Genomic DNA, 25,080 nt, shown 5'->3' on the forward strand with positions numbered 1-25,080 from the left:
AATTCCGCCTGATCAGCAAACCATTAAGATTCCCTTTAGGTAAAGACAAAATGAAGGGACAGAAAAATTTATGACCCCTTTACTAAAGTATAGAATGACCCGGATTTTTTCTTGCGCCGGCACCGCTGCAAGAGTATAATCAGAACAAGGCTGTTCATACAGATCCTAAGGACTGTAAGGAATCCAAGGCCCGATGTTTATTTATTTTTACATTGTATTCGTTTGAAACAAGAGTAAAGGAGACAAAATGAAACAAAATTCGAATGTACGCCGGATGACGGCGCTGGCATTATTGATTGCCATTGTTGTGGTGATGTCGCTGACACCGCTTGGCTATCTGCAAGTCGGACCGCTTTCGATGAGCCTGCTGACGATCCCGGTTGCGGTCGCAGCCATGGTATTGGGACCGACAGACGGAGCCATTATTGGACTGGCTTTCGGTTTGACAAGCTTCTACAGTGCGGCTGTCGGCCGAAGTGCCATGGGGACTGCCTTATTTGCGGTCAGCCCGGGCGGCATGTTTGTCGTCACGGTCGTAGCGCGTGTCCTGGAAGGCTGGCTGGCCGGTTTGATCTTCCAGGCGATGACCAAGAAAGGCACAAAAGACAGTAAACCGGCGTATTTTGTGACAGGCCTCATGACTGCCGTCTTGAATACGGTATTCTTTATGGGCTTTTTAGTGCTGTTCTTTTATAACTGCGACTATGTGCAGAGTTTGGCAGCAACATTAAATGTCGATAATGCACTGATGTTCATCATCACTTTGGTTGGCGTCCAGGGTTTGATCGAAGCCGTCGTATGCTGCTTGGTTTCTTCGGCCGTCAGCATCCCGTTACGTAAGATCTGGGTGAAATAAAATATATTTTTTATAAAAATAAATAAACAGGAAATGCCGTTTTCAGAAAAGAAAGCGGTATTTTTTATAGGATCCGATTTTATGACCGGAATTGTTTTATGCAATGAAATCATGTTCTGGTCCATCCAATTTCATCGTTGAACATTGAAGTGCATACTAAAAAGTGTTAAAATTTTATCGGATGAAAGCGATTTTTTCGCATAGAGTACATAGGAGGATTCATAATGTTAAAAGGAATTGCGGCAAGTGCCGGAATTGCGGTAGCGAAAGCATATAAGCTGGAAACACCGAAAGTTGTAATCGAGAAAAAGTCCGCAAATGCAGACGAAGAAATCAAAAAATTTGAAGATGCTTTGGCAAAAACGACCAAAGATATCGAAGGTGTCAAAGAGCGTGCTTCGAAACGTCTGGCAGAAGAAGAACTGGCAGTTTTTGATGCTCACTTGATGATGGCCAATGACCCGGAATTAGCCGGACAGATCAAGACCATGATCCAGAACGACAGCGTCAATGCCGAATATGCAACGGATCAGGTTGCTACGCAGATGGTGCAGATGTTCGAAAGCATGGATAATGACTATTTCCGCGAAAGAGCAGCCGATGTCAAGGATGTGACATTCCGTTTGAAATGCAACCTGTTAGGCTTGGAAATTCCGGATCTGACGAGCATTTCCGAAGATTCGATCATTGTTGCTCATGATCTGACACCAAGTGATACGGCACAGCTGAATGAATACGTAAAAGGTTTCGCAACCGAGATCGGCGGTAAAACTTCGCATTCTGCCATCATGGCCAATAGTTTGGAGATCCCGGCTGTCGTCGGATGCCCGGGCCTGCTGGATGCCATCAAGACTGGTGATACCATTGCCCTGGATGCATTGGACGGTGTGGTAGAAGTCAATCCGGACGATGCGACGGTCGCAAAATATGAAGAAAAAGCAAAAGCTTATCTGAAAGAAAAAGAAGAACTGAAAGTTCTTGTCAATCAGGAAACGATCACACCGGACGGACACAAAGTTGACGTAGCCGGAAACATCGGCGGTTTCAAGGATGTAGAAGGCGTTCTGAAGAACGGCGGCGAAGGTGTCGGCCTGTTCCGTACGGAGTTCCTGTATATGGATTCCGATCACTTCCCGACAGAAGATGAGCAGTTTGAAGCATATAAACAAGTTCTGGGAGGAATGAATGGCAAACGTGTCGTTGTCCGTACATTGGATATCGGCGGTGACAAGAAGTTGTCCTATTATGAATTCCCGCAGGAAATGAACCCGTTCCTGGGTTATCGTGCGATCCGTCTGTGCTTAAAAGAACAGGATGTTTTCCGTACGCAGCTGCGTGCATTGTGCCGTGCATCTGTTTACGGTAAATTAGCCATTATGTTCCCGATGATCGCAACAGTGAAGGAATTCCGTGAAGCAAAATCGATTTACGAAGAAGTCAAAGCGGACCTGATCAAAGAAGGCGTTCAGGTTGCAGATGATATCGAAGTCGGCATGATGGTTGAGATCCCGGCTGCGGCTGTATTAGCCGATCAGTTTGCGAAATATGCAGATTTCTTCTCCATCGGTACCAACGATCTGATCCAGTACTCGATGGCGGCAGACCGTATGTCTGAGTACGTATCGTACTTATATCAGCCAATGAACCCGAGCATCCTGCGTCTGGTTGCCAATACGATCAAGGGCGCACATAAACACGGCCGCTGGGTCGGCATGTGCGGTGCGATGGCCGGTGATCCGGTATCGGCGCCGATCCTGCTGGGATTAGGTCTGGATGAATTCTCTATGAGTGCAACGCAGATCCTGAAGGCACGTAAGATCATCAACTCGACTTCATTTGAAAAAGCGCAGAAATTAGCTGCTGAATGTCTTGAAAAAGATACGATGGATGAAGTTGAAGCAACAGTAAAATCGTATTTAGGATAAAAGCGTGTGAGCAAAAGCATATCTTCGGATATGCTTTTTACCATCCTGAATTTGCCGAAAAAGCCTTATAGGATGATATATAGGTAGGTGAGTTGATCATGGCAAAAAAAATACTACTCATTAGTGAATATGTAGGGGTCGGAAAAGTAGCATTATCAGTCTCAATGCCGGTACTTTCTCATTATGGGTATGATATCTATGCACTGCCGACTGCCATTATGTCAAATACGATGGATTATGGAAAATTCACCAAAATGGACACGACGGAGTATATGGTCAATACAATGCGTGTCTGGAGAGAGCTGAACTTCTCGTTTGACGCCGTCTGCATTGGATATGTTTCCAACGAAGATCAGCTGCGCCTGATCCTTCAGTTCTGCCGCAGCAGCAAGGCCCGGATCCTTTATGATCCGATCATGGCCAAATTGGGAAAACTGTACAACGGGATCTCCCGTGAAACAATTTCCATTATGACAAGACTGTCATCGGTTGCCGATATTGTCATTCCGAATTATACAGAAGCATGTTACATGACCTTCACACCATATTCGGAAAATGCAACCAAAGAAGATATGGCCGGCATTCTGAATCAGCTGCGTCAGTCAGGCTGCCGCACGGTCGTAGCGACCAGCGTTCCTTATGAGAACGGCTGGGCCAACGTTGTATACAACGGCAATGACAATGAAATTACAGCTGTCCCATATACCAAGATCCCGGTGAATATCCCAGGCGTAGGGGACATCTTTACTGCTGTATTCCTGGCACATGTGCTGGAAGACGGCAAGATCATTGATGGTGTCAGAGCAGCAACCGAAATTACATACGAATTGATTGCAGAAAACCGCGACAATCTGGATCTGAACAAAGGTATCCGGATTGAATCGTGCATGCATTTATTAAAGTAAAAGCTTGATATTTCGCGGCATTTTTTATAAACTGTTATTAAATGTGGTGAAAAGAAGGAGTAACTTTTCTGAATGCTTCAAAGAGAGTTCTTGGCTGGTGAAAAAGAACAGATTCAAAAAGCGAAGGTAGTCTGGGAACAGGTTTTCTGAAAAGATCAGTAAGAAAACTCGCGGACACGGCGTTATGTGAATGAGGCTTTTTAAGCAAAGTTAGGTGGTACCACGTCAGAGCACGTCCTATATCGGATGTGCTCTTTTTCTTTGAAAGGAAGGATGAATCGAATGGGAAAACAAATGGCAGCTAAATATGATCATTTAGCCGTAGAAAAAGACCGTTACCAAACGTGGATCGAGAAAGGATACTTTACGGCAGGGGACATGTCCAAAACACCGTACTGTGTGGTCATTCCGCCCCCGAACGTAACCGGAAAGCTGCATCTCGGCCATGCCTGGGATACAACGATCCAGGACATTTTATGCCGCTACAAACGCATGCGAGGCTATGACGTCCTCTGGCTGCCGGGCATGGATCATGCCGGTATTGCGACGCAGGCAAAAGTCGATGCGCGGTTAAAGGAAGAAGGCATTTCCCGCTATGATATCGGCCGTGAAAAATTCCTTGAACGGGCCTGGGACTGGAAGGAAGAATATGCTTCAACGATCCGCCAGCAGTGGGGCAAGCTTGGTTTATCGCTGGATTATACACGGGAACGTTTTACATTGGATGATGGATTATCAAAAGCGGTCCGTAAAGTCTTTGTGGACCTCTATAACAAAGGCCTGATCTATCAGGGCGAGCGCATCATCAACTGGGATCCGGAAGCCAAGACGGCGCTTTCGAATATCGAAGTCGAACATAAGGAAATCAAAGGCCACATGTTCTATTTCAAATATAAAATTGTCGAAAACGGCCGTGAGCTGGTCATTGCGACCACACGTCCGGAAACGATGTTTGCCGACCAGGCAATCTTTGTCCATCCGGATGATGACCGATACAAAGACATAGTCGGCATGCACGCCATCAACCCAGCCAACGGAGAAGCGCTGCCGATCATGGCCGATGATTATATTGATATGTCCTTTGGTACAGCCGTCATGAAATGTACACCGGCACATGATCCGAACGATTTCGCTTTAGCACAGAAATATCATTTGGATATGCCGATCTGCATGAACCCGGATGGTACGATGAACGAAATGTGCGGCAAGTATGCCGGTATGGATCGATTTGAATGCCGTGATGCCCTGGTCAAAGACTTTGAAGCAGCCGGTGTTGTCGATCATATTGAAGAACATATGCATCAGGTCGGTCACTCACAGCGGACCGGTGTCATCGTTGAGCCTTATTTGAGCAAACAATGGTTTGTCAAGATGAAACCGTTGGCAGAAGAAGTGCTGGCTAATCAAAAGATCGAAGATCAGAAGATCCATTTCGTTCCGGAACGATTTGAAAAAACGTTTACACAATGGCTGGAAAATATTGAAGATTGGTGCATTTCCCGTCAATTATGGTGGGGCCACCGCATTCCGGCCTGGACAAACAAAGAGACCGGTGAGATTTATGTCGGCATGGAAGATCCAAAAGATCCGGAAAACTGGCAGCAGGATGAAGATGTTTTGGATACTTGGTTCTCCAGCGGTCTGTGGGCTTTCTCAACATTGGGCTGGCCGGAAAAGACTGCCGATCTGGAACGATATTTCCCGACAGATACCTTAGTGACTGGTTACGATATTATTTTCTTCTGGGTTGCCCGTATGGCGTTCCAGACCCGTTTTGCGATGCATGACCGTCCGTTCAAAGACGTTTTGATCCATGGACTGGTTCGTGATAATCAAGGACGGAAGATGTCCAAATCATTGGGCAACGGCATTGACCCGATGGATGTCATTCAGGAGAAGGGTGCCGATGCGCTGCGCTTCTTCCTGACGACGAACTCCACACCAGGACAGGATCTGCGCTACGATGAGACCAAGATCGATTCTTCCTGGAACTTCATCAACAAGATCTGGAATGCGGCGCGCTATGTTCAGATGCAAGTCGGTGATGAGCGTCCGACATTGGATACCAAAACATTAAGCAGTGCGGATAAATGGATCTTATCCCGCCGGAATGAAGTCCTTGAAAATGTGACCAAAAACATGGATCGTTATGAACTGGCCATGGTCGGCAACGAATTATACAGCTTTGTCTGGGACGACTTCTGCTCTTGGTACATTGAATTAAGTAAAGCGACTTTGTTCAGTGAAGATCCGAAGGTCGTTGCTTCCACGAAAGCCGTTCTGTATACGGTATTGATCGATATTTTGAAATTCCTTTCACCGTTCATGCCGTTCGTGACCGAGGAAATTTACCTCGATCTGCCGCATGACAAAGAAAGCCTGAATGTCGAGACATGGCCGGAGCACATCGATTTTGAAGTGACACAGGATGAAATCGAAGAAATGCAGATGGTGATGAGTGCCATTGAAGCAGTCCGCGAGATCAAATCCACCTATAACATCAAACCAGGAAAGGATATTGCCGTTTCGCTGCGGACCGATCAGAACGACTTCATCGCTTTATCTGATGATGCGCAGGCGATCCTGACAAAGATGTGCCATGCGCAGAATGAAGCCGAACTGCATTCCGATGATCTGCTTTCGCGCAACATTGAACATGCGGTACTGACATGTGCGATGAACGATTTGGTCGACTACAAAGAAGAGCAGACCAAACTGTTGAAAGAAATCGACCGTTTGAATAAAGAAATTCAACGTGCTTCCGGCATGCTGAAGAATCCGGGCTTTGTCAATAAGGCACCAGCCCAAAAAGTACAGCAGGAAAAAGATAAACTGGCTAAGTACCAGGAACAGCTGGCATTGACTCAGAAACAGCTGAGTGATGTAGAGCAGAAACTTTAATTGCTGGATCCACCAATCCTGCGGGACTGATGAAACAAACGCAATGCGATGTTTTTGAGGGTTTCGCAGGTTTTTCCTTTTATGGCGGAGATCGGGCAAACTTATGCTGATCAAATGGCATGCAGCACAGACGAATCCAGAAATTCTGTCTTTGTGATTGCTGTCAAAGAGAGGGTCAGGGCTCTGTGCTTATGCATATAGTCAAGGAGGTACAGTATGAAAGAGTTACAAGATCAAGATGTCGTGTATGAAATTTCTAGAAAAAATTCACCTGTAGTTCATGCCGACGACGGTGAATTGGTATTATTTCATACACAAGATTGTTACAAGAACATGGTGACGAATGAGAATGCGGCTATGTCGGAACAGTTCCCGGATGAAACGCCGAACAATCCGGCAACGGGCCCCGTTTATATCAATGGAGCTCAGCCGGGTGATGTCGTGGCGGTTGAGATCCTGGATATTCGGGTCCAGGATCACGGCGTGGTTGAAAATGGACACAACCATTATCCGCTGGCTGCAGATCAAGAGCGAATCCGTATTTTGCCGATCCACAATAACACCGTTACTTTTCACGATGTGACGTGGCGGCTGGAACCAATGATCGGCGTGATCGGCATGCCGGCAGACAACGATGAACCCATGCCGACGATGTGTGTTTTTAACGGCGGCGGTAATATGGATAATCGCCGGATCACAAAAGGTGCAACGGTTTATTTACCGGTCCGTGTCGAGGGCGGCTTGCTGGCGCTGGGCGATCTGCATGCCACGATGGGCGACGGTGAAGTCTGCGGGACCGGACTTGAAGTTGCCGGCGAAGTCTTGGTTCGTCTGCATTTGATCAAAAACTTTGCCTTGAACTGGCCGGTCATCGAGACAAAAACACGTTGGTATGTCAACACCAATGGAAAAACAACGGATGAGGCCATTCGTGCAGGCTATAAAGAAATGCGTCGTCTTCTGGCAAATGCATATGGCTGGGATGACGCAGACGCTGCGATCTATATGACTTTACGTGGATATGTAGAAGCGTGTCAAGCTTGTCTGGTACCTGGCGCCGGCGGAAATTCGATGCGTATCGGTACCCCAAAACTGGCTGATCATAAGCCATTGATCACAAAGGAGAATTAAGCATATGGAAGAAAAAGAAAATCAAGTCAGTGAAAACGGCTTTCGTAAGGAAATCGGTTTATTTGGCGGGATCAGTGTCATTGGCGGCATTGTCATTGGATCAGGAATTTTTTATTTAGGTTCTTATGTACTTCAGTATGTTGGCATGAGTGAAGGACTCGCTCTGCTCTGCTGGATCATCGGTGGCTTTCTTTCTTTGCTGGGCGGACTTTGCTATGCGGAATTGGGTGCCGCATTTCCTAAAGCAGGCGGCAACATCTATTATTTGTCTGAGGCCTTTCATCCTCTGATTGGTTCACTGGACGGGTATAGTTTATTTCTGATTTCCGATCCGGCTTCTTCTGCGGCAATATCCATTGCGTTGATCACCGCTCTGTTTGGAAATACAATGTCGGATATGCAAATCAAGATCGCATCGATCATTTTGATCGTTGCCTTAAGCATTTACAACTGCTTTGGCGTGAAATTAAGCAATATCCTTCAAAATATTTCGATGGCTGCCAAATTGATCCCTTTGATCATCATCATCGTGCTGGGTCTGTTCATGGGCAATGTCCAGCCTGATTTGTCATTGGCGGTAAAAGAAGCTACCGGCGGAAATACCATTGGTATGATCGCCCTAGGCATCATGGCTTCTTTATGGGCTTATGAAGGATGGACCAATATCAACCTGGTATCGGAAGAAATGAAGAATCCGCAAAAGAATTTACCACGTGCGATCATCATTTCATTGACAGGTATTACCTTACTTTATACACTGTTCAACTTTGTCATTTACCGGATCTTGCCGCTTGATGTGATCACAAAAGAATTAGCCGACGGCAATTTATATTTAGGAACATTGGCGACGAAAAACCTGTTGGGCAATTTAGGAAGCATTTTGGTTACCTTGTGCATGGTATTTGCGATGTTTGGTTCGTTAAACGGCTGCCTCTGGACACCACCGCGTACGTATTACGCTTTGGCACAAGAAAAACACTGGCCGAAAGCATTTGGAAAATTGAATCCGAAAACAGGCGTACCAGTCTTTGGATTTGTGATCGAGACGATCATGGCGATCATCTTTGTCTGCTTTAATACGCTGCAGGATCTAACAATTTTGGTTGCCTTTACGTCTTTGATTTTTAATTCTTTAACCGTTTTGGCCGTTCCTGTCTTCCGTAAAAAATTCCCGGATGTACATCGGCCGTACCGTGTCTGGACACCAATTGTCTATATTTACTTAGCAGCTGAAATCATCTTGATTGCCTACACAATTGCGACGGATATGCGAAATTCATTTATTTCACTCGGCGCTTTGGTGATCGGTGTGATCATTTATTATTTCTTTGAATGGAAATTAAAGAAGGAAAAAACTAAAGATGTCTCATAATCGTACCTTTTGGATCACTGTCCTTTGGGTACTGGCCGCGCTTTGGCTCTGCAGCGGACTGCAGGACTGGAAAAAAGGGGCATCCCTTTGGTGGGTACACATATGTATTGCTTTGCTTTTTGCTGCTGCGGCGATTGTATGGACAAAAAAGAAATCCAAAGAAAAATAGACTGAAAGTATTTTGATGATGAGCATTAAACTCCATTTGAGATACGGTTCAGACATATTTTACTGCTGAAAAATGGGCAGTAAGTCACTGAAATCTTTTATATTTTCATCTTTTCATCAAATACAAAAATAATTATCATTTATCACGGATTCACTTTAGTTAAAAAGGATTTATAGACCATTGGCAAATTGAAACACTTGGAATAGAGTGTAGATTGTTAAGGTACTTAAATGAGAGGCGAAGTAAACTATGACTAGAGAAGACACATTAAAAGCAGTGGATGAATCTTTATTGGTTTTGATGGAATTTACCCGGGAGACGAGAAAACCCATCAAGAATATTCACATCCGTGATTTACAGATCCTTTTGTATATTGATCAAAAACATGACAATCATCGCGTGACCGTTTCCGAGCTGGCTTATCACTTAAATATCACACCGGCCGCTGCCAGTCAGATCCTGACAGGGTATGAAAAAAAAGGCTGGATCCGCCGCATTCGTTCCGAACAGGATCGCCGGACCGTATATATTGAAATGACCGATACGATGAAAAATCACTTTTACGATGAATTACAGATCCATCGTGAGCGGCTCAATAAATTGCTGGATAAAATCGGTGAAAAAGACTGTGAAGCATTGGTACGTATTTTAAGTATCCTGAATGATTATGTCCGTGAAACCTACATCTGACTGCCTGATCTTGATCATGGGCCCGGCAGCATCCGGGAAAACAACGATCGCAAAAATCTTGGCAGAAGTCTACCACATTCCGCGCCTGATCACTTATACGACAAGGGCGCAAAGAGCAGGAGAAAAAGACGGTGCAGATTATCATTTTGTATCGAAGGAAACCTTTCAAAAGATGATCGATGCACATGCGTTCGCCGAGTGGCAGTCGTTTGATTCAGCTTATTATGGATCCTGCATAGAACCAGGCACACATGTTTTAGTGATAACGCCGCAGGGATATCAGAAAATCAAAGATCAGGTATCCTGCCGCGGGTTCTATCTGGAAGTAGATCCGCAGCAGCAGTTCCAACGTCTGCACGACCGTGGTCTGACAGAGGTTCAGATTCATGAACGTATCGCTGAAGACCAGGCCGAGAAGAGATTTCTCGACGCATCCGTCCGGTATATCGATACTCATCAAAAAACACCGGCAGAAATTGCCGATGTCATCATGAAACAATAATGGAACCCATTCGGGGTCCATTTTTTATTGATTTTTCTGGGCCATTTTCTGGCGGTATAAATTCCGACGGTCCATAGCAGTCAGACCTTTTTTCCGCAAACGGATCGCATCGGGTGTTACTTCGACCAGTTCATCATCGTTGATCCATTCCAGAGCTTCTTCCAAAGAGAAGACGCGCGGCGGTGTCAGCAGCATGGCTTCATCGCGGCCGGAGGAACGGATCGCGGTCAGTTTTTTGTTCTTCAGCGGGTTGACGTCCAAATCAATGTTTTTCGAACTTTCTCCGATGATCATTCCTTCATAGACTTCGGTCTGCGGTGAAATGAACAACGTACCGCGCTCCTGCAGATTCCATAATGCGTATGTCATAGCGGTACCTGTTTCAGTTGAGATCATCGCACCCTGCATCCGCTGATGAATTTCGCCTTTATATGGTTCATAGCCCGAGATCCGGCGGACCAGCGTGCCTTCGCCGTGGGTGTCATTGATGAATTCGGTCCGGAAACCCAGCAGACCGCGGGTCGGTGCCAGATACGTGATCCGGACATATCCGTTTTCTTCCGACATATCCTGCATGACACCTTTCCGTAAATTCAGCTTATTGATGATCGTACCTTGGTATTCTTCCGGAGCAAGGCAGACGACCTCTTCGACCGGCTCAACTTTTTTGCCGTTTTCATCGACATGCAGGATGACTTCCGGTTTTGAAACCGCCAGTTCATATCCTTCACGGCGCATGTTTTCGATCAGGATCGAGATATGCAGCTCACCGCGGCCGCTGACTTTAAAGCAGTCCGCACTGTCAGTCGGCTCGACGCGCAGCCCAACATTGACTTCCAGTTCGCGTTCCAGACGTTCTTTGATATTTCGGCTGGTGACGTATTTGCCGCTTTGGCCGGCAAACGGGGACGTGTTGACATGGAAGTTCATCGATAAGGTCGGTTCCTCGATCGGGATGTGCTCCATCGGTTCGATGGCCTCCGGATCACAGATCGTATCACCAATACTGATATCCGGCATTCCCGCGATCACGACGATATCACCGCTGTGCGCTTCTTTGACATTGGTCCGGGATAAACCTTTGTAGACAAACAAATTAGAAATGGTTTCTTTTTCTTCCAGGCCCTGCTGATTGCAGCGGATATACGTCTGTCCTTGTTTCAGAACACCTTTGTATAATCGGCCGATGCCCAGACGTCCGATGTACTCATCGTAGGCCAGGGCGCTGACTTGCATCTGTACTGGTTCGTCATCTAAATCTGGATAAACATCACAGTGTTTCAGGATGGTATCAAACAGCGGATCGATGTTGTCACTTGGTGTGTCGAGATCGTACTGAACGATGCCGTCGCGGGCCACACCATATAAGATCGGGAAGTCCAGCTGCTCATCCGTGGCATTCAGATCCAGGAACAGCTGATAGACTTCGTCGACGACTTCTTCGGCGCGCTGATCTTTTTTATCGATCTTATTGATCAAAAGGATCGGGCGTAAGCCGATTTCCAATGCTTTGGACAGCACGAAACGGGTCTGTGGCATCGGGCCTTCACTGGCATCGACCAGCAGAATGACCGTATCGACGGTGCGGATGATGCGTTCGACTTCACTGGAGAAGTCCGCATGGCCTGGGGTGTCGACGATATTGATCTTTACACCGTTGTGAATAACGGAGCAATTTTTTGAATAAATCGTAATACCGCGTTCACGTTCCAGATCGTTGGAATCCATGACACAGTCAACGACTTCTTCGTTATCGCGGAAAACATCGCTTTGACGCAGGAATGCATCAACCAGAGTACTTTTTCCGGCATCAACATGGGCGATAACGGCAATGTTTAAGATCTTTTCTTTTTCTGACATATTGTCACTCTCTTTCTTTGCACAGAAAATCGTTATAATTATAAGGCAAATCAGTTTCTTATACAATAATTATAAAAAATATTTTATAATACGGTAAGAGGAAAGTAGAATGAGGTAAGAGCATGCAAATTCGCTATTTTAGAGAGTATTCAGAAAATCTGAATCGTTATATGGAATTTAAGATGTACGGACATGCCGGAAAAATATGTATGGTCGTTCCGACCCAGAATAATCGGTTTTATGAATGGGAAGACCACGGCATGTTTGATCCAGTGCGTGATGTGATCGAGGACGGCGAAATACAGTTTATCGCCTGCGACAGCATCGATCCGGAAACATGGTCCAATCAATATGAACCAACCAAGGATTGGATCCGCAAGCATGAAAACTGGATCAATTATATTATCTATGAATTGGTGCCGAGCGTTTTAGAAAAAGCAGGTAAACCAAAAGAGGAAAAACTGATGGTAACGGGCGCAAGCATGGGCGCAACGCATGCCGCCAATTTGATGCTTCGCTATCCGGATACGTTTGATACCTTGTTGGCGTTATCCGGCATTTATGAGATGGAACCGTACTATCGCGGCTATCATGACGATTACACGTATTTCAACAATCCGATGGCGTATTTATCCAATATGCCGGCCGAACATCCATATATTGAAAAATACAATCAGTCGCGTCTTATTTTCTGCGTCGGCCAAGGACAATGGGAAGAGCAAACCCAGGAAGAACTGCGGCATTTGGCGGATATTCTATATAAAAAAGGCATCCATGCCTGGACGGATTTCTGGGGACCGGATGTTTATCATGACTGGCCATGGTGGCAGGTCCAGCTGCCGTATTTCATTGATGTGATCCTGCATCGATAAAAAAAGCCCGAAACCGGAACTTCCGATTTCGGGTTATTTTTTACTGCACCAACATGACGTCTTTGACGCCCGGTACTTCATCCAGGATCAATGCTTTGATCCCGCCGGAGAAGTCGGCCGCTGCCATCATACAGCCGGCACAGGCACCGCGGAAGGCGACATATACGACCGCATTTTCGTCGATTCCCAACAAGGCGATATCACCGCCGTCCTGTTGTATATACGGACGTATTTTTTCAATGCATGCTTCTACATCATCTTTGTCTGGAAGCTGGAATTCTTTTTTTTCTTCTGCCATATAAATCCTCCTTTATCCCAAAAATAAGGGTGTTAAGATCAAGGGAATGATCAAGCCGAGCACAAAACCGCCGGCTACTTCACCAAATTTATGTCCGAGTATGGTTTTCAGCTGTTCTTTATAGATCGGCTGATCGAATTGAATGCCGGAAACTTCCTGCAGGCCTTTGACGAGCTGTTTGGTCAATTCGATGTTTTTGCCGGAATAGTAACGGACGTGACAGGCATCATACATAACGATGAATGCGAAGACGGCCGTGACCGCAAATAAGGCTGAATTGAATCCTTCCTGTATACCGATGGCCATGGCCAGACCGGTCACAGTGGATGAGTGCGAACTCGGAAAACCGCCGCTGGCAATCACCCAATGCAGATCCCAATGTCCGGACTTATAATAATAATGAATGGTTTTAGCACATTGTGCAACGATATTGCACAGCAGCGCCGTGACTAACGGATAAAGGGACGCTGAAAACATGAAATCTCCACCTCAATTCCATAGTATTATAACATACTATTCACATTTGTTGAGTGATTTGAATTTCTTGAAAACCGCCGAAAAGGCACAAAGTGAAAAAAATCACATGAAAGGCCTTTAAAAAGTTCGATATTCCTCGTATAATTATTACGGTATGAATGACCATATTTAAGGAGGAATTTAAAAAATGGCAAAAAAATTTATGTCCATGGATGGTAATACTGCCGCCGCCCATAACGCCTATGCGCTGACGGAAATGAGCTGTATTTACCCGATCACGCCGTCGTCTCCGATGGCGGAATCAATGGATGCTTGGGCCAGCCAGGGCCGTAAGAACGTTTTCGGCAACGTCGTAAAGATCGCCGAAATGGAATCTGAGGCCGGTGCTGCCGGTGCCGTTCACGGTGCTTCCCAAGGCGGAACATTAGCAACGACATTCACTGCCAGCCAAGGTTTGCTGTTGATGATCCCGAACATTTACAAGTGGGTCGGAGAAAACCTGCCGGCAGTTGTTCATGTTGCTGCACGTTCTTTGGCAAGCCGTTCGCTGAACATCTTCGGTGACCACGAAGACGTTTATGCTGTGCGTCAGACCGGCATCTGCATGCTGTCGAGCCACTCGGTTCAGGAAGCAATGGATCTGGCCGGTGTTGCTCACTTAGCAGCAATCAAATGTCAGGTACCGTTCCTGCATTTCTTCGATGGTTTCCGTACGAGCCACGAAGTGCACAAAGTCGAAGTCTTTGATACAGATCTGTACAAGGATATGATCGACTATGACGCTTTGGAATCTTTCCGTAAGCGTGCTATGGGACCGCATACGAACCCGGTTACTCGCGGTACCAACGAAAACGATGACATCTTCTTCCAGGGCGTGGAAGCAAGAAACCTGCATTATGCAGCTGTACCGGATGTTGTCGCTGACTACATGAAGAAAATCAGCGAGATCACAGGCCGTGAGTATGCACCGTTCACTTATGTTGGTGATCCGGATGCAGAGCGTGTGATCGTTGTGATGGGTTCTGCCAGCGAATGTGCCGGTGAAGTCATCAAAGATCTGACCGCAAAAGGCGAGAAGATCGGTATGATCAAAGTTCATTTGTATCGTCCGTTCTCCGTTAAATACTTGAAGGCTGTGCTGCCGAAGAGCGTAAAACGCATCGCAGTTCTGGACCGCACAAAAGAAACCGGATCCATCGGCGAGCCGCTGTACTTAGATGTATTGGCTGCTTTGAACGGAAGCGGTATCGAAATCGTCGGCGGACGCTATGGTTTAGGTTCTCACGATACACAGCCGAACCAGATCAAGGCCGTATTTGATTATCTGAAAGAAGACGAGATCAAGAGCGGATTCACGATCGGTATCAATGATGATGTTACACATACATCGCTGCCGGTCGATCCGAACTACGAGATCGAAAGCGATGCAACTTCCTGCCTGTTCTGGGGTCTGGGATCCGATGGTACCGTCGGTGCCAACAAGAACACCATCAAGATCATTGGTGATAACACGGATCAGTATGCACAGGGTTACTTTGCTTATGATTCCAAGAAGGCCGGCGGCGTTACCCGCAGCCACTTGCGTTTCGGTAAATCACCGATCCATGCAACCTACTATGTAAACAACGCGGACTTCATTTCCGTTTCGTTGGATACATATATGTTCAAATATGATGTTGCCCGCGGCTTGAAGGAAGGCGGCACGTTCTTACTGAACACGACATTCAGCAAAGACGAAATCGTTGATCATATGCCGAACCGTCTGAAAGCACGTCTGGCTCAGCAGCATGCAAAATTCTATATCATCAACGCGACGAAGATCGCTCAGGAAATCGGTATGGGCCGTCGTACCAACACGATCCTGCAGTCGGCATTCTTCGCATTGAACGAGCAGATCATGCCGTTGGATACATCGGTTGATTTGATGAAGAAATTCGCGAAGAAGTCTTATGGCTCCAAGGGCGATGCGATCGTAGAGTTAAACTACAAAGCGATTGATGCCGGAAAAGATGGAATTGTCGAAGTTCCGGTCGATCCGGCTTGGGCAGATCTGCCGTTTGGTCAGCTGCGTGAAATGACCGGCGATCCGTACTGGGATGAATATGCTGGCCGTATCAATGCACTGGAAGGCTACGATATGCCAGTATCCGCCTTTACGAAGTTTGATGTACTGGATGGTACGATGCATCCGAATGCTTCCTTTAAGGAACACCGTACGATTGCGACCATGGTTCCGCAGTGGAATCCGGATAACTGTATCCAATGCGGTTTCTGCTCGTTCGTATGTCCGCATGCAACGATCCGTACATTCGCTTTGACGGATGAAGAAGTTGCCAACGCACCGAAGGAATTCGAAACAGTTCCAGTTATGGGCGTAAAAGATAAGAAGCTGAACTTCCGTGTTCAGGTTTCGCCGTCGAACTGTGTCGGCTGCGGCCTGTGTGCAACCGAATGTCCGGGCAAGAAGGGGGAGAAGGCTTTGAAGATGGTCGATGTTCACTCGATGCTTGATCAGGATGATTTGGCAAACTACTTATTCAAAGAAACAGAATACAAGAAAGATCTGTTCCCGAAAACAACGATCAAGGGAAGCCAGATGCTGATGCCGTACTTTGAAGTTTCGGGTTCCTGCCCGGGCTGCGGCGAAGCTCCGTACTATCGTCTGGCATCTCAGCTGTTCGGTAAAGATATGATGATCGCCAACGCAACCGGATGCTCTTCCATTTACTGCGGTGCAACGCCAAGTACACCGTTCGTAACGGATAAAGACGGCGAAGGTGTTGCCTGGGATAACTCCTTGTTCGAGGATAACGCTGAATTCGGTTATGGTATGGCTTTGGCTCAGAACTACAAGATGGCTGAAATCTATAAGACCATCGAAGATAACATGGATACGGTTGCTCCGGAACTGAAAGCCGCATTTGAAAAATATCTGGCTGCTAAGGGCAATCGTGATGCAGAGCGTGAGATCGCTCCGACGATCCGTGAATTAGCCGCAAAAGAATCCAACGCGGATGTACAGGCTTTGGCAAAAGCCGACCTGGTAGAGCGTTCCGTATGGATCATCGGCGGTGACGGATGGGCATACGATATCGGTTACGGCGGACTGGATCACGTATTGGCAAACGATGTCAACGTCAATGTCCTGGTACTGGATACCGAAGTTTACTCCAACACCGGCGGACAGTCGAGTAAGTCCAGCCAGCGTGCTTCGATCGCGAAGTTTGCGGCCGGCGGTAAATCGACTGCGAAGAAAGACCTGGGTCAGATTGCCATGACATATGGTCATGTATATGTTGCCAGCGTCTGCATGGGTGCCAACAAGATGCAGACTCTGAAGGCATTCCAGGAAGCAGAAAGCTATGACGGACCTTCGTTGATCATCGCTTATGCACCATGTGCTGAGCACCACATCAAGGGCGGTCTGGGAATCCATCAGATCGTACAGAAGGAAGCCGTTGCCTGCGGTTATGTAGATCTGTATCGTTACGATCCGCGCAAGGAACAGCACCTGACGATCGATTCTGCAGAACCTGACTACAGCAAGATGGAAGCCTTCATGAAACGTGAAGCACGTTTCGCTCAGTTGGTTAAGTTAAAAGGAGCCGAAGGAGCAGAAGCTCTGTATGAAGAGGCAAAACAGGATGCGATGCGCCGTCATCACAGACTGCAGAGCCTGGCAAAAGAAGACGAATAATTCTCTTCGTTCCTTTTTGGGAATCGTGTTGCGATCGCAATGCGATTCCTTTTTTGTTACAATAAGAACGGGGGAACCAACATGAAATTCTGTTTTGATTGTGACGATACATTGTATGATCTGCAGGAACCCTTTCTGCGCACGGTCCGGCATGAACTGCCGAATATTGGTAAAATCGATCTATCCGCATTTTATCAATGTTATCGCGGCTACGGCGATGAGGTCTATCAATTGCTGCAGGACGGCATCATTACTGTGGATGACAGCGGCATTTACCGCGCCTATAAAGCAGCGGAAGAATTCGGCATTCCGATGACGTTGGAGAAAGCCTGTGATTTCCAGGAGCGTTATGGATATGAGCAGCATCATATCCAACTGAGCGACATCTATAAAAAATACTTTTCGGATACGAACTCTGAATTGGCCATTCTGACCAATGGAGAAGACAGTCATCAGCGCATGAAATTGAATGCCTTGGGCGTGTTTGATTACTTTGCACCGGACCATGTCTTTACCAGCGGCGAGATCGGTGCGGCCAAACCGGAAGCTGAAGCCTTCCAGATCGTCTGTCACCGGATGCAGACAGAGCCGGAAGAATGGTTCTATATTGGGGATAATTATGTCAATGATATGGAAGGGGCCAAGTCTGCCGGCATGCATACGATCCATTTCAATCGGCACCATGCCCATGAAGGACCGGCAAGCGATCATGTAGTTTATACGGAAGAAGAATTGATACGATACTTAAGAAAGTTGGAAGAGAATGAAAGCAGCCTTTGATTTTGACAACACCTTATATAATTTACAGACACCGTTGGATGTTTGTGTCGATGAACTGATCGAAGAACCGATCGATAAAGATCAGTTCTATTTACTGACACGAAAATACAATGAAGAACTGTTTCCGCTCCAGCAAGCCGGCAAGATCACGTATGATGAGATCATGCGCCGCCGTTTACGTTTGGCGATGGAAGATCTGCATGTCGATGTCAGCCGCATTGACCTTGATCAATTTATTCGCCGATATAAAGAAGCCCAGGATCACATCCAGATCAGTGATCTCTATCGGACCTATTTCATGACTACGACCGATGAGATCGCCATCCTGACCAATGGTGACAATACTCGCCAGCGTGAGAAACTGGCAGCGGCCGGATTAACCGAATTAATACCGGCAGATCATATCTTTACCAGTACACAGCTGGGATATGCAAAACCGGATCCGCGCGTATTCTTAAAAATGCTGGAACTACTAGGAGACAAGGCAGAAAACTGGTATTATATCGGTGACAATTATGATATTGATATGGTCGGTGCAAAGTCGGCCGGCCTGCATACGATCCATTTGAACCGACATCGGCAAAACGAAGGACCGTGCAGCGATCATACCGTTTATACAGAAGCAGAATGCATTGATTTGTTAAAGAAATTGGCATAAGAAAAGCGAGCTGAGCTCGCTTTTTCTGTTGATCAGCTGATCGAAGCATCATAGATCAGATCGGCTGCTTTTTTTACTTCAGCATCAAATTCTGCATCTGTCTGATTGTAACGCAGATTTTGGGCAAAGGCCCGTGAGAAGCTGGCGATCATACCATGGTTTTGTTTCAATAATTCGCAGGCTTCCTTCTGTGAATATCCGCCTGACAAGGCAACGACCCGGACAACATGCGGATCGGCGATCACATCGGTATATAAATCTGCCTGAGTTGGAATGGTCAGTTTAAACATGATCTTTTCATCGCCGAGCGTTCCAAGTTTTTTCATGATCAAATCATGCAGCAGTTTTTCACATTCTGCTTTATGCGGACTGTGAATGTCAACTTCTGGCTCCAGGATCGGAACCAAGCCGTGTGCGCATACTTTCATTCCCAGTTCAAACTGCTGATCGACGATGGCAGCAATGCCTTTTTCATCATAGTCGAGAATGACTGAACGTTCCTTGGTGCCAAAAATGTGGCGGTCCTTGACGGCATGTTCCAATGTCGCATCGAGACCAGGGATCGGTTTCATCAAACGAACATGATTTTCCTCATCTTTCAGGCCTTTATCGATCTTTAAGATCGGGATGATGCCTTTGGTGTTCCATAAATAATCCGCTGTGTACTGACCCTCAACTTTCCGATCCATGGTATTTTCGAATAAGATAGCTGCGAGGATCCGGTCGCTCGTGAATGAAGGAGATGTCATGATTCGGGTGCGCATCTGGTGGACCAAATCAAACATTTCATCATCATTGTGCCAAGCATCATCGCTTAAGCCATAGGCGCGCAGTGCTTTCGGGGTCGATCCGCCGCTTTGATCCAATGCGGCAATAAACCCTTTGCCGGTGTGCATTCTGTCAAATTGTTTTTGATTCATTGCTTTCTCCTCCTTCTCTTCTATCTTCATTATAGTGCATGAACATCATTTCGGCCAGAAATAAATTATATAAAAGTTAAAATTGACCGATTAAAAACACGCGTGTAGAAAATAATTAAAAATATTGACATTGATATCAATAATAATCAATTTATTGCTTGATGAATTGCTGAATTTCAATATGATGAAGAAATTAAGAACGACTCGAATCGAATCGCTATTCTGCGGCATCTATGATAGAATAATAAAGCTAATGAGGAATTATATGATATTGACAACAATTCATTCGATCGACCGGCTGAATGACTTGAAAAAAGCCGGTGCCGATGCGGTGATCATCGGTGTACAGGATCTTTCGATCCGCAGTCTGCAGTACGCTCCATTCGAGCAGATTCCAAAATGGAAACAGGCATGTGATTCGGCCGGTCTAAAATTGTATATCAACGCATTAAAATTATGTATGGATGAAGACCTGGAAAATGTCCGTAAGCTTCTGAAAATTTGTCAGGAGCAGGAAATTGACGGTGTCTATTTTGCCGACGAGGGCATTCTTTACGAGGCAAAACAACGGCAGCTGGAACACTTGCTGATTTATCAGCCGGAAACCCTGATCACCAATCATTTGGATGTGCAGTTTTACTTAAAACAAGGCATACAGGCCGTCAGCCTGGCTCATGAGCTTTCATTGGATGAGATCGGCAAAATGGCAGTCCCAGGAGCTGAGGTCCTGCTTTCCGGTTACTATTCGCTGCTGTATTCAAGAAGACCGCTGGTTTCCAATTACTTCGATTTCATGCACAAAGATGTGGATGTCAATGGCCGCCGCTTTGATTTGATCGAACAGACACGGACCGATCGGATGCCGATCGTGCAGGATGAAACCGGCACACATATCTTCAGTGAAGTGCCGATCGCCAGCTTTCAAGAATTTGAACAGTTGAAACAAATGGGCATTCAGCGTTTCCGAATCGATTCCATGTTTTTTGATGATGGCTGGACCGTTCAGACCTTGAAGGCATATACGCAGCACGGCCGTCCGACTGCCGGCAGTGATCAATGGTACTACCAGAAATCCGGCAAGACCAAGGAGGACGTGTCATGAAACCCATTGAATTATTAGCACCGGCTGGGAACTTAGAAAAAGCGAAGATCGCAGTTCTGTATGGCGCGGACGCGGTCTATGTCGGCGGCAAACAATTTTCTCTGCGCTCACGTGCCAGCAACTTTTCATTATCTGAAATCGATGAATTGGTGAAATTCGCAGCGGCTCATGATGCACATGTGCATGTAACTGTAAACATGCTGCCGCACGAAGAAGATCTAGAAGGTTTGGATACCTATCTGAAGGATCTGGATGATATCGGGATCCGGGCCATCATCGCGGCCAGTCCGTATGTGATGTCCCGCGCCAAGGCCCTAGGCTGCCGCTTTGAAGTGCACGTCTCCACCCAGCATTCCACCACAAATACATCGGCTATTCGATTCTGGAAAGAGCAGGGGATGGATCGTGCAGTGCTGGCCAGAGAATGCGGCATGGATCAGATCCGTTCCATGACCGCTGCTGATGTTCTGCCGGTCGAGGTCTTTATCCACGGCGGCATGTGCATCTCATATTCCGGCCGCTGCGTGTTAAGCAATCATATGACCTTGCGCGATGCCAATCGGGGCGGCTGTGCCCAAAGCTGCCGTTGGAAATATCATCTGATGGACGGGAACAAAGAATTAAGTGATCCTGAACGGCTGTTTTCTATGTCCTCCAAAGATCTGCAGGCCGTCGATGAGATCGAAGCGTTCATGAAGATGGGCGTGGCTTCGCTGAAGATCGAAGGACGGATGAAATCAGCATATTATTTAGCAACGATTGTTTCGGCCTATCGCCATTTGATCGATGAAATCATGAAAAATGGAACAGCCAGTGAAGCGCTGATCGCTAAAACGAAGACCGAGATCGCCAAAGCTGAAAATCGAATGACCGGTCCGGGTTTTTATCAGGGGATCCCTGGCTGTGATGTACAGCTGTACCAAGATCATGATGAGACAGTGACGCAGGAATATGTGGCATATGTCATTGACTGCGAACTGGAGCAGCATCGGGCAACGATACAGGTCAAGAATAAATTTTATAAAGAGGAAGCATTTGAGATTTTTGGTCCGTCATTGTATAGTACGGAAGGAAAGATGCTTAAGATCCTGGATGAAGACGGCAACGAACTGACGATGTGCAACCGACCGATGCAGGTGGTACATATACGTTGGGAAGGACCGTTGGAAAAGAATGCGATGATACGAAAAAAGGAGAACAGACAATGAGATTAAGTGAAAGTTTCTTTTATACACTGCGGGAAGACGCAAAAGATGAAGACAGCGTTTCCAGCAATCTGCTTGTACGTGCTGGTATGATCAAAAAAAGCAGTACCGGCATTTATATGATCATGCCGATGGGCAAGAAAGTTCTGTCCAAGATCGAAAATATCATTCGTGAAGAGATGGATGCCAAGGGAGCACAGGAACTGCTGATGCCGGCATTGATCAGTGAAGATGTCTATGTGAGATCCGGCCGGCGGGATGCATTTGGTTCCAATATGTTCAGCTTGAAAGACCGTTACAATCGTCCGTATGTGCTCGGTCCGACACATGAAGAATTATTTGCGGTCGCAGCCAGCATGCACGGCGGCAGTTATAAAGACTTTCCGTATAATCTCTACCAGATCCAGACCAAGTACCGTGATGAAACACGGCCGCGTTTTGGCCTGATCCGGGTGCGCGAGTTCATCATGAAAGATGCGTACACATTTGATATCGATGAAGCCGGGCTGGATGTCGCATATGATAAAATGTACGATGCCTATTGCCGGATCTTTGACCGCCTGGATTTAAACTATAAAATCGTCAAGGCCGATACCGGTGCCATGGGCGGCCTGCTCTCCGAAGAGTACCAAGCCATCAGCTCGATCGGTGAAGATACCGTCGTAGGCTGTGAGGCTTGTGATTTCTCCAGTAACTTAGAGATTACTGAAGTCGTTGATACATTGATTGACAGCACCGAGGAAAAGAAAACGATGCGCGTGGTAGAAACGCCGAATGCCAAGACCATCGAAGAAGTGGCAGCTTTCTTTGGCAAGTCGCCGAAGGATTTTGTGAAGACGCTGCTTTATAATGTCGACGGCCGGATCGTTGCTTTCTGTATCCCGGGTGATCGTGAACTGAATGAAACGAAAGCGCTGAAACTTCTGCAGGCCAATGAAATGGAACTGGCCTCGTTTGAAGACGTGGAACGTGTGACCCATGCGAAAGTCGGATTCGCCGGTCCGGTCGGTTTGGATTGTCCGGTCTATTTGGACCGTCAGATCCTGCATATGCGCAACTTCATCGTTGGAGCCAATCAAACCGATCACCATATTGAAAATGTAAATCTTGAAGATTTTGAACCGGAAGCTGTCGCTGATCTCTGCCAGGTCAAAGAAGGCGATTTATGTCCGAAGTGCGGTAAGAAACTGACTTTTGAACACGGCATTGAAGTCGGCAACTTATTTAAGCTGGGAACCAAATACGCCCGCAGCATGAACTTGTTCTATACCGATGCAAACAACCAGCTGCAGCCAGTCTGGATGGGCAGCTACGGCATCGGTCTGGAACGCTGTATGGCAGCGGTCGCTGATCAGCATCGGGATGAGCATGGTTTGATCTGGCCGCTGGAGATCGCACCGTTCCGTCTGGCCATTGTGCTGATCAATAAGAAAGATGAAGAACAGGTAAAATTGGCGGATCAGCTGTATGAATTCTGCCAGTCAAAACACTTCGATGTCTTGCTGGATGATCGGAAAGAACGCCCGGGCGTGAAGTTCAAGGATATGGAATTGATCGGTATTCCGTATCGGATCACAGTCGGGCGCGGGGTCAAAGACGGCCAGGTCGAGTGGACAGAGCGGGCCACCGGTGCTAAAGAAAATGTAGCCATCGAGGACATCGAAGAAAAAATCATGGACATTTATCAACATTAATTGTAAGATATGCAAAACCGAAATAAGGAAGGTGAATAAAGAATGAGTCAAATTACGAATTACTTTTCGCAGGATGATACACACCAAGCGCTGCTGAGCATGTATTCCTGGCTGGGAATCGGTCTATTGGTCACGGCAGTGACATCGGCTGTGATGTATAGCTCCGGCGCATTTATTACGATGTTGGCAATGGCCCCAAGCATGGCCTGGATCCTGGCATTGGTGCAGATCGGCGTGGTCGTCGCATTTTCTGCACTGATCAACCGGGCTTCTGCTTCCACGTTAAAAGTGCTGTATATTGTTTATGCGCTGACACTGGGCGTTTCATTAACATCGTTGTGCTATGTCTATGATTTAGGATCGATCGCGATCGCTTTTCTGGTCAGCGCAGTCTACTACGGCAGTCTGGTCGTGATCGGACATACGACAAAGCGCAATTTAGCCGGCATTGGTACATTGTGTCTGGGTGCCTTGGTCGCCTTGATCATTTGTGAGATCGTGATGATGATCTTCGGTGTATCTGCTTCGACCCAGCTGCTGAGCATCATTGGACTGTTGATCTTTACTGGTTTGACGGCTTACGATGTGCAGCGTGCAGAACGTCTGCTGAGCCTGCCGGACGGCACCATGATCTCGCGTGAGAAGATGACAATTTATATGGCTTTGGAGCTGTATTTAGACTTCATCAACATTTTCTTGTATATTCTGCGGATCATTGGCCGCAATCGCGATTAAGAGTTCGAAAGAACTCTTTTTTCTTGCTTAATGGATAAAAAACATTCTGAGGAAATCAGGACGTTTTTTCAGATCTGCGGTTCATCTTTCTCTTGCAACCGTGTTTGAATTTATGTATAATAAATAAGCACATGAAAAATGGTTCCGTAGCCAAGTGGTAAGGCAATAGACTGCAACTCTGTGATCACCGGTTCAAATCCGGTCGGAACCTCCATTTTGGGGTCGTGGCGAAATCGGCAGACGCAACGGACTTAAAATCCGTTGGGAGTTAATCCCGTGTGGGTTCAAGTCCCACCGTCCCCACCACTTGAAAGAGACATCGCAAAACGAT

General features: G+C 46.6%; 20 protein-coding genes, 2 tRNA genes and 1 other annotated feature. Of the genes, 18 read left to right on the forward strand and 4 right to left on the reverse strand.

All coding sequences use genetic code 11. The annotated features are described in order from the left end of the window. Positions 1 to 247 precede the first annotated feature (247 nt). The 8 genes from HNQ47_RS08370 to HNQ47_RS08405 all read left to right on the forward strand — a co-directional run bounded on the left by HNQ47_RS08370 (position 248) and on the right by HNQ47_RS08405 (position 10,451). Positions 248 to 856, forward strand: a complete 609-nt coding sequence (locus tag HNQ47_RS08370) for an ECF transporter S component (RefSeq protein ID WP_183328950.1) — start codon at positions 248 to 250, stop codon at positions 854 to 856. Between the two features lie 224 nt (positions 857 to 1,080). Then, complete coding sequence (gene ptsP, locus HNQ47_RS08375) at positions 1,081 to 2,781, forward strand: phosphoenolpyruvate--protein phosphotransferase (RefSeq protein ID WP_183328951.1); 1,701 nt, start codon at positions 1,081 to 1,083, stop codon at positions 2,779 to 2,781. Positions 2,782 to 2,879: 98 nt separating this feature from the next. Then, complete coding sequence (locus HNQ47_RS08380; protein WP_183328952.1) at positions 2,880 to 3,686, forward strand: PfkB family carbohydrate kinase; 807 nt, start codon at positions 2,880 to 2,882, stop codon at positions 3,684 to 3,686. A gap of 37 nt (positions 3,687 to 3,723) precedes the next feature. Further along, positions 3,724 to 3,929 (forward strand) — a binding site (T-box leader). 39 nt (positions 3,930 to 3,968) lie between these two features. Continuing rightward, complete coding sequence (locus HNQ47_RS08385; RefSeq protein ID WP_281378196.1) at positions 3,969 to 6,587, forward strand: valine--tRNA ligase; 2,619 nt, start codon at positions 3,969 to 3,971, stop codon at positions 6,585 to 6,587. 216 nt (positions 6,588 to 6,803) lie between these two features. Then, a complete protein-coding gene (locus HNQ47_RS08390; protein ID WP_183328954.1) occupies positions 6,804 to 7,718 on the forward strand; it encodes an acetamidase/formamidase family protein in 915 nt (304 codons plus the stop codon). Positions 7,719 to 7,722: 4 nt separating this feature from the next. Then, the gene (locus HNQ47_RS08395; protein ID WP_183328955.1) at positions 7,723 to 9,090 is read left to right on the forward strand and encodes an APC family permease; all 1,368 of its coding nucleotides are present in this window, start codon (positions 7,723 to 7,725) and stop codon (positions 9,088 to 9,090) included. A gap of 418 nt (positions 9,091 to 9,508) precedes the next feature. Then, the gene (locus tag HNQ47_RS08400) at positions 9,509 to 9,949 is read left to right on the forward strand and encodes a MarR family winged helix-turn-helix transcriptional regulator (protein WP_183328956.1); all 441 of its coding nucleotides are present in this window, start codon (positions 9,509 to 9,511) and stop codon (positions 9,947 to 9,949) included. Next, positions 9,933 to 10,451: an AAA family ATPase gene (locus tag HNQ47_RS08405; RefSeq protein ID WP_183328957.1), complete on the forward strand. Its 519-nt coding sequence runs from the start codon at positions 9,933 to 9,935 to the stop codon at positions 10,449 to 10,451. Before HNQ47_RS08400 ends, HNQ47_RS08405 begins: the two co-directional genes overlap by 17 nt. A gap of 24 nt (positions 10,452 to 10,475) precedes the next feature. On the opposite strand, the gene typA is transcribed toward HNQ47_RS08405, so the two are convergent. Then, a complete protein-coding gene (gene typA / locus HNQ47_RS08410) occupies positions 10,476 to 12,311 on the reverse strand; it encodes a translational GTPase TypA (RefSeq protein ID WP_183328958.1) in 1,836 nt (611 codons plus the stop codon). A 122-nt stretch (positions 12,312 to 12,433) separates the two neighbouring features. On the opposite strand from typA, the gene HNQ47_RS08415 reads away from it, so the two are divergent. Continuing rightward, positions 12,434 to 13,183 (forward strand): esterase family protein, encoded by a 750-nt coding sequence (locus HNQ47_RS08415; RefSeq protein ID WP_221248085.1) that lies wholly within the window; start codon positions 12,434 to 12,436, stop codon positions 13,181 to 13,183. Positions 13,184 to 13,223: 40 nt separating this feature from the next. Here HNQ47_RS08415 and HNQ47_RS08420 read toward each other — a convergent pair whose 3' ends face one another. Together HNQ47_RS08420 and HNQ47_RS08425 are read right to left on the reverse strand one after the other, a co-directional pair. Continuing rightward, on the reverse strand, positions 13,224 to 13,481 hold the full coding sequence (locus HNQ47_RS08420) for a NifU family protein (RefSeq protein ID WP_183328960.1): 258 nt from the start codon (positions 13,479 to 13,481) through the stop codon (positions 13,224 to 13,226). Positions 13,482 to 13,493: 12 nt separating this feature from the next. Beyond that, complete coding sequence (locus HNQ47_RS08425) at positions 13,494 to 13,958, reverse strand: divergent PAP2 family protein (RefSeq protein WP_183328961.1); 465 nt, start codon at positions 13,956 to 13,958, stop codon at positions 13,494 to 13,496. A gap of 187 nt (positions 13,959 to 14,145) precedes the next feature. Between HNQ47_RS08425 and nifJ the strand changes: the two genes are divergently transcribed. The 3 genes from nifJ to HNQ47_RS08440 all read left to right on the forward strand — a co-directional run bounded on the left by nifJ (position 14,146) and on the right by HNQ47_RS08440 (position 19,093). Then, complete coding sequence (nifJ, locus tag HNQ47_RS08430; RefSeq protein ID WP_183328962.1) at positions 14,146 to 17,655, forward strand: pyruvate:ferredoxin (flavodoxin) oxidoreductase; 3,510 nt, start codon at positions 14,146 to 14,148, stop codon at positions 17,653 to 17,655. An 81-nt stretch (positions 17,656 to 17,736) separates the two neighbouring features. After that, positions 17,737 to 18,435: an HAD family hydrolase gene (locus HNQ47_RS08435; RefSeq protein ID WP_183328963.1), complete on the forward strand. Its 699-nt coding sequence runs from the start codon at positions 17,737 to 17,739 to the stop codon at positions 18,433 to 18,435. After that, positions 18,419 to 19,093: an HAD family hydrolase gene (locus tag HNQ47_RS08440; protein WP_183328964.1), complete on the forward strand. Its 675-nt coding sequence runs from the start codon at positions 18,419 to 18,421 to the stop codon at positions 19,091 to 19,093. Before HNQ47_RS08435 ends, HNQ47_RS08440 begins: the two co-directional genes overlap by 17 nt. Positions 19,094 to 19,125: 32 nt before the next feature. Here HNQ47_RS08440 and HNQ47_RS08445 read toward each other — a convergent pair whose 3' ends face one another. Next, positions 19,126 to 20,013, reverse strand: coding sequence for a fructose bisphosphate aldolase (locus HNQ47_RS08445; protein ID WP_183328965.1), 888 nt, complete (start codon positions 20,011 to 20,013; stop codon positions 19,126 to 19,128). 265 nt (positions 20,014 to 20,278) lie between these two features. Between HNQ47_RS08445 and HNQ47_RS08450 the strand changes: the two genes are divergently transcribed. From HNQ47_RS08450 to HNQ47_RS08475, 6 genes are all read left to right on the forward strand, one after another. Continuing rightward, positions 20,279 to 21,115: a peptidase U32 family protein gene (locus HNQ47_RS08450; RefSeq protein ID WP_183328966.1), complete on the forward strand. Its 837-nt coding sequence runs from the start codon at positions 20,279 to 20,281 to the stop codon at positions 21,113 to 21,115. Continuing rightward, positions 21,112 to 22,323 carry a peptidase U32 family protein gene (locus HNQ47_RS08455; protein ID WP_183328967.1) on the forward strand — a complete coding sequence of 404 codons (1,212 nt, stop codon included), beginning with the start codon at positions 21,112 to 21,114 and terminating at the stop codon, positions 22,321 to 22,323. Before HNQ47_RS08450 ends, HNQ47_RS08455 begins: the two co-directional genes overlap by 4 nt. After that, positions 22,320 to 24,014, forward strand: coding sequence for a proline--tRNA ligase (locus HNQ47_RS08460; RefSeq protein ID WP_183328968.1), 1,695 nt, complete (start codon positions 22,320 to 22,322; stop codon positions 24,012 to 24,014). The genes HNQ47_RS08455 and HNQ47_RS08460 overlap by 4 nt, the downstream gene beginning before the upstream one ends. Positions 24,015 to 24,056: 42 nt before the next feature. After that, positions 24,057 to 24,749 (forward strand): Bax inhibitor-1/YccA family protein, encoded by a 693-nt coding sequence (locus HNQ47_RS08465; protein ID WP_183328969.1) that lies wholly within the window; start codon positions 24,057 to 24,059, stop codon positions 24,747 to 24,749. 140 nt (positions 24,750 to 24,889) lie between these two features. Beyond that, positions 24,890 to 24,963, forward strand: a tRNA-Cys gene (locus HNQ47_RS08470). Between the two features lie 4 nt (positions 24,964 to 24,967). Beyond that, a tRNA-Leu gene (locus tag HNQ47_RS08475) sits at positions 24,968 to 25,055 on the forward strand. Positions 25,056 to 25,080: the final 25 nt, after the last annotated feature.

The organism is Catenisphaera adipataccumulans, from assembly GCF_014202755.1.
Taxonomy (GTDB): domain Bacteria; phylum Bacillota_I; class Bacilli_A; order Erysipelotrichales; family Erysipelotrichaceae; genus Catenisphaera; species Catenisphaera adipataccumulans.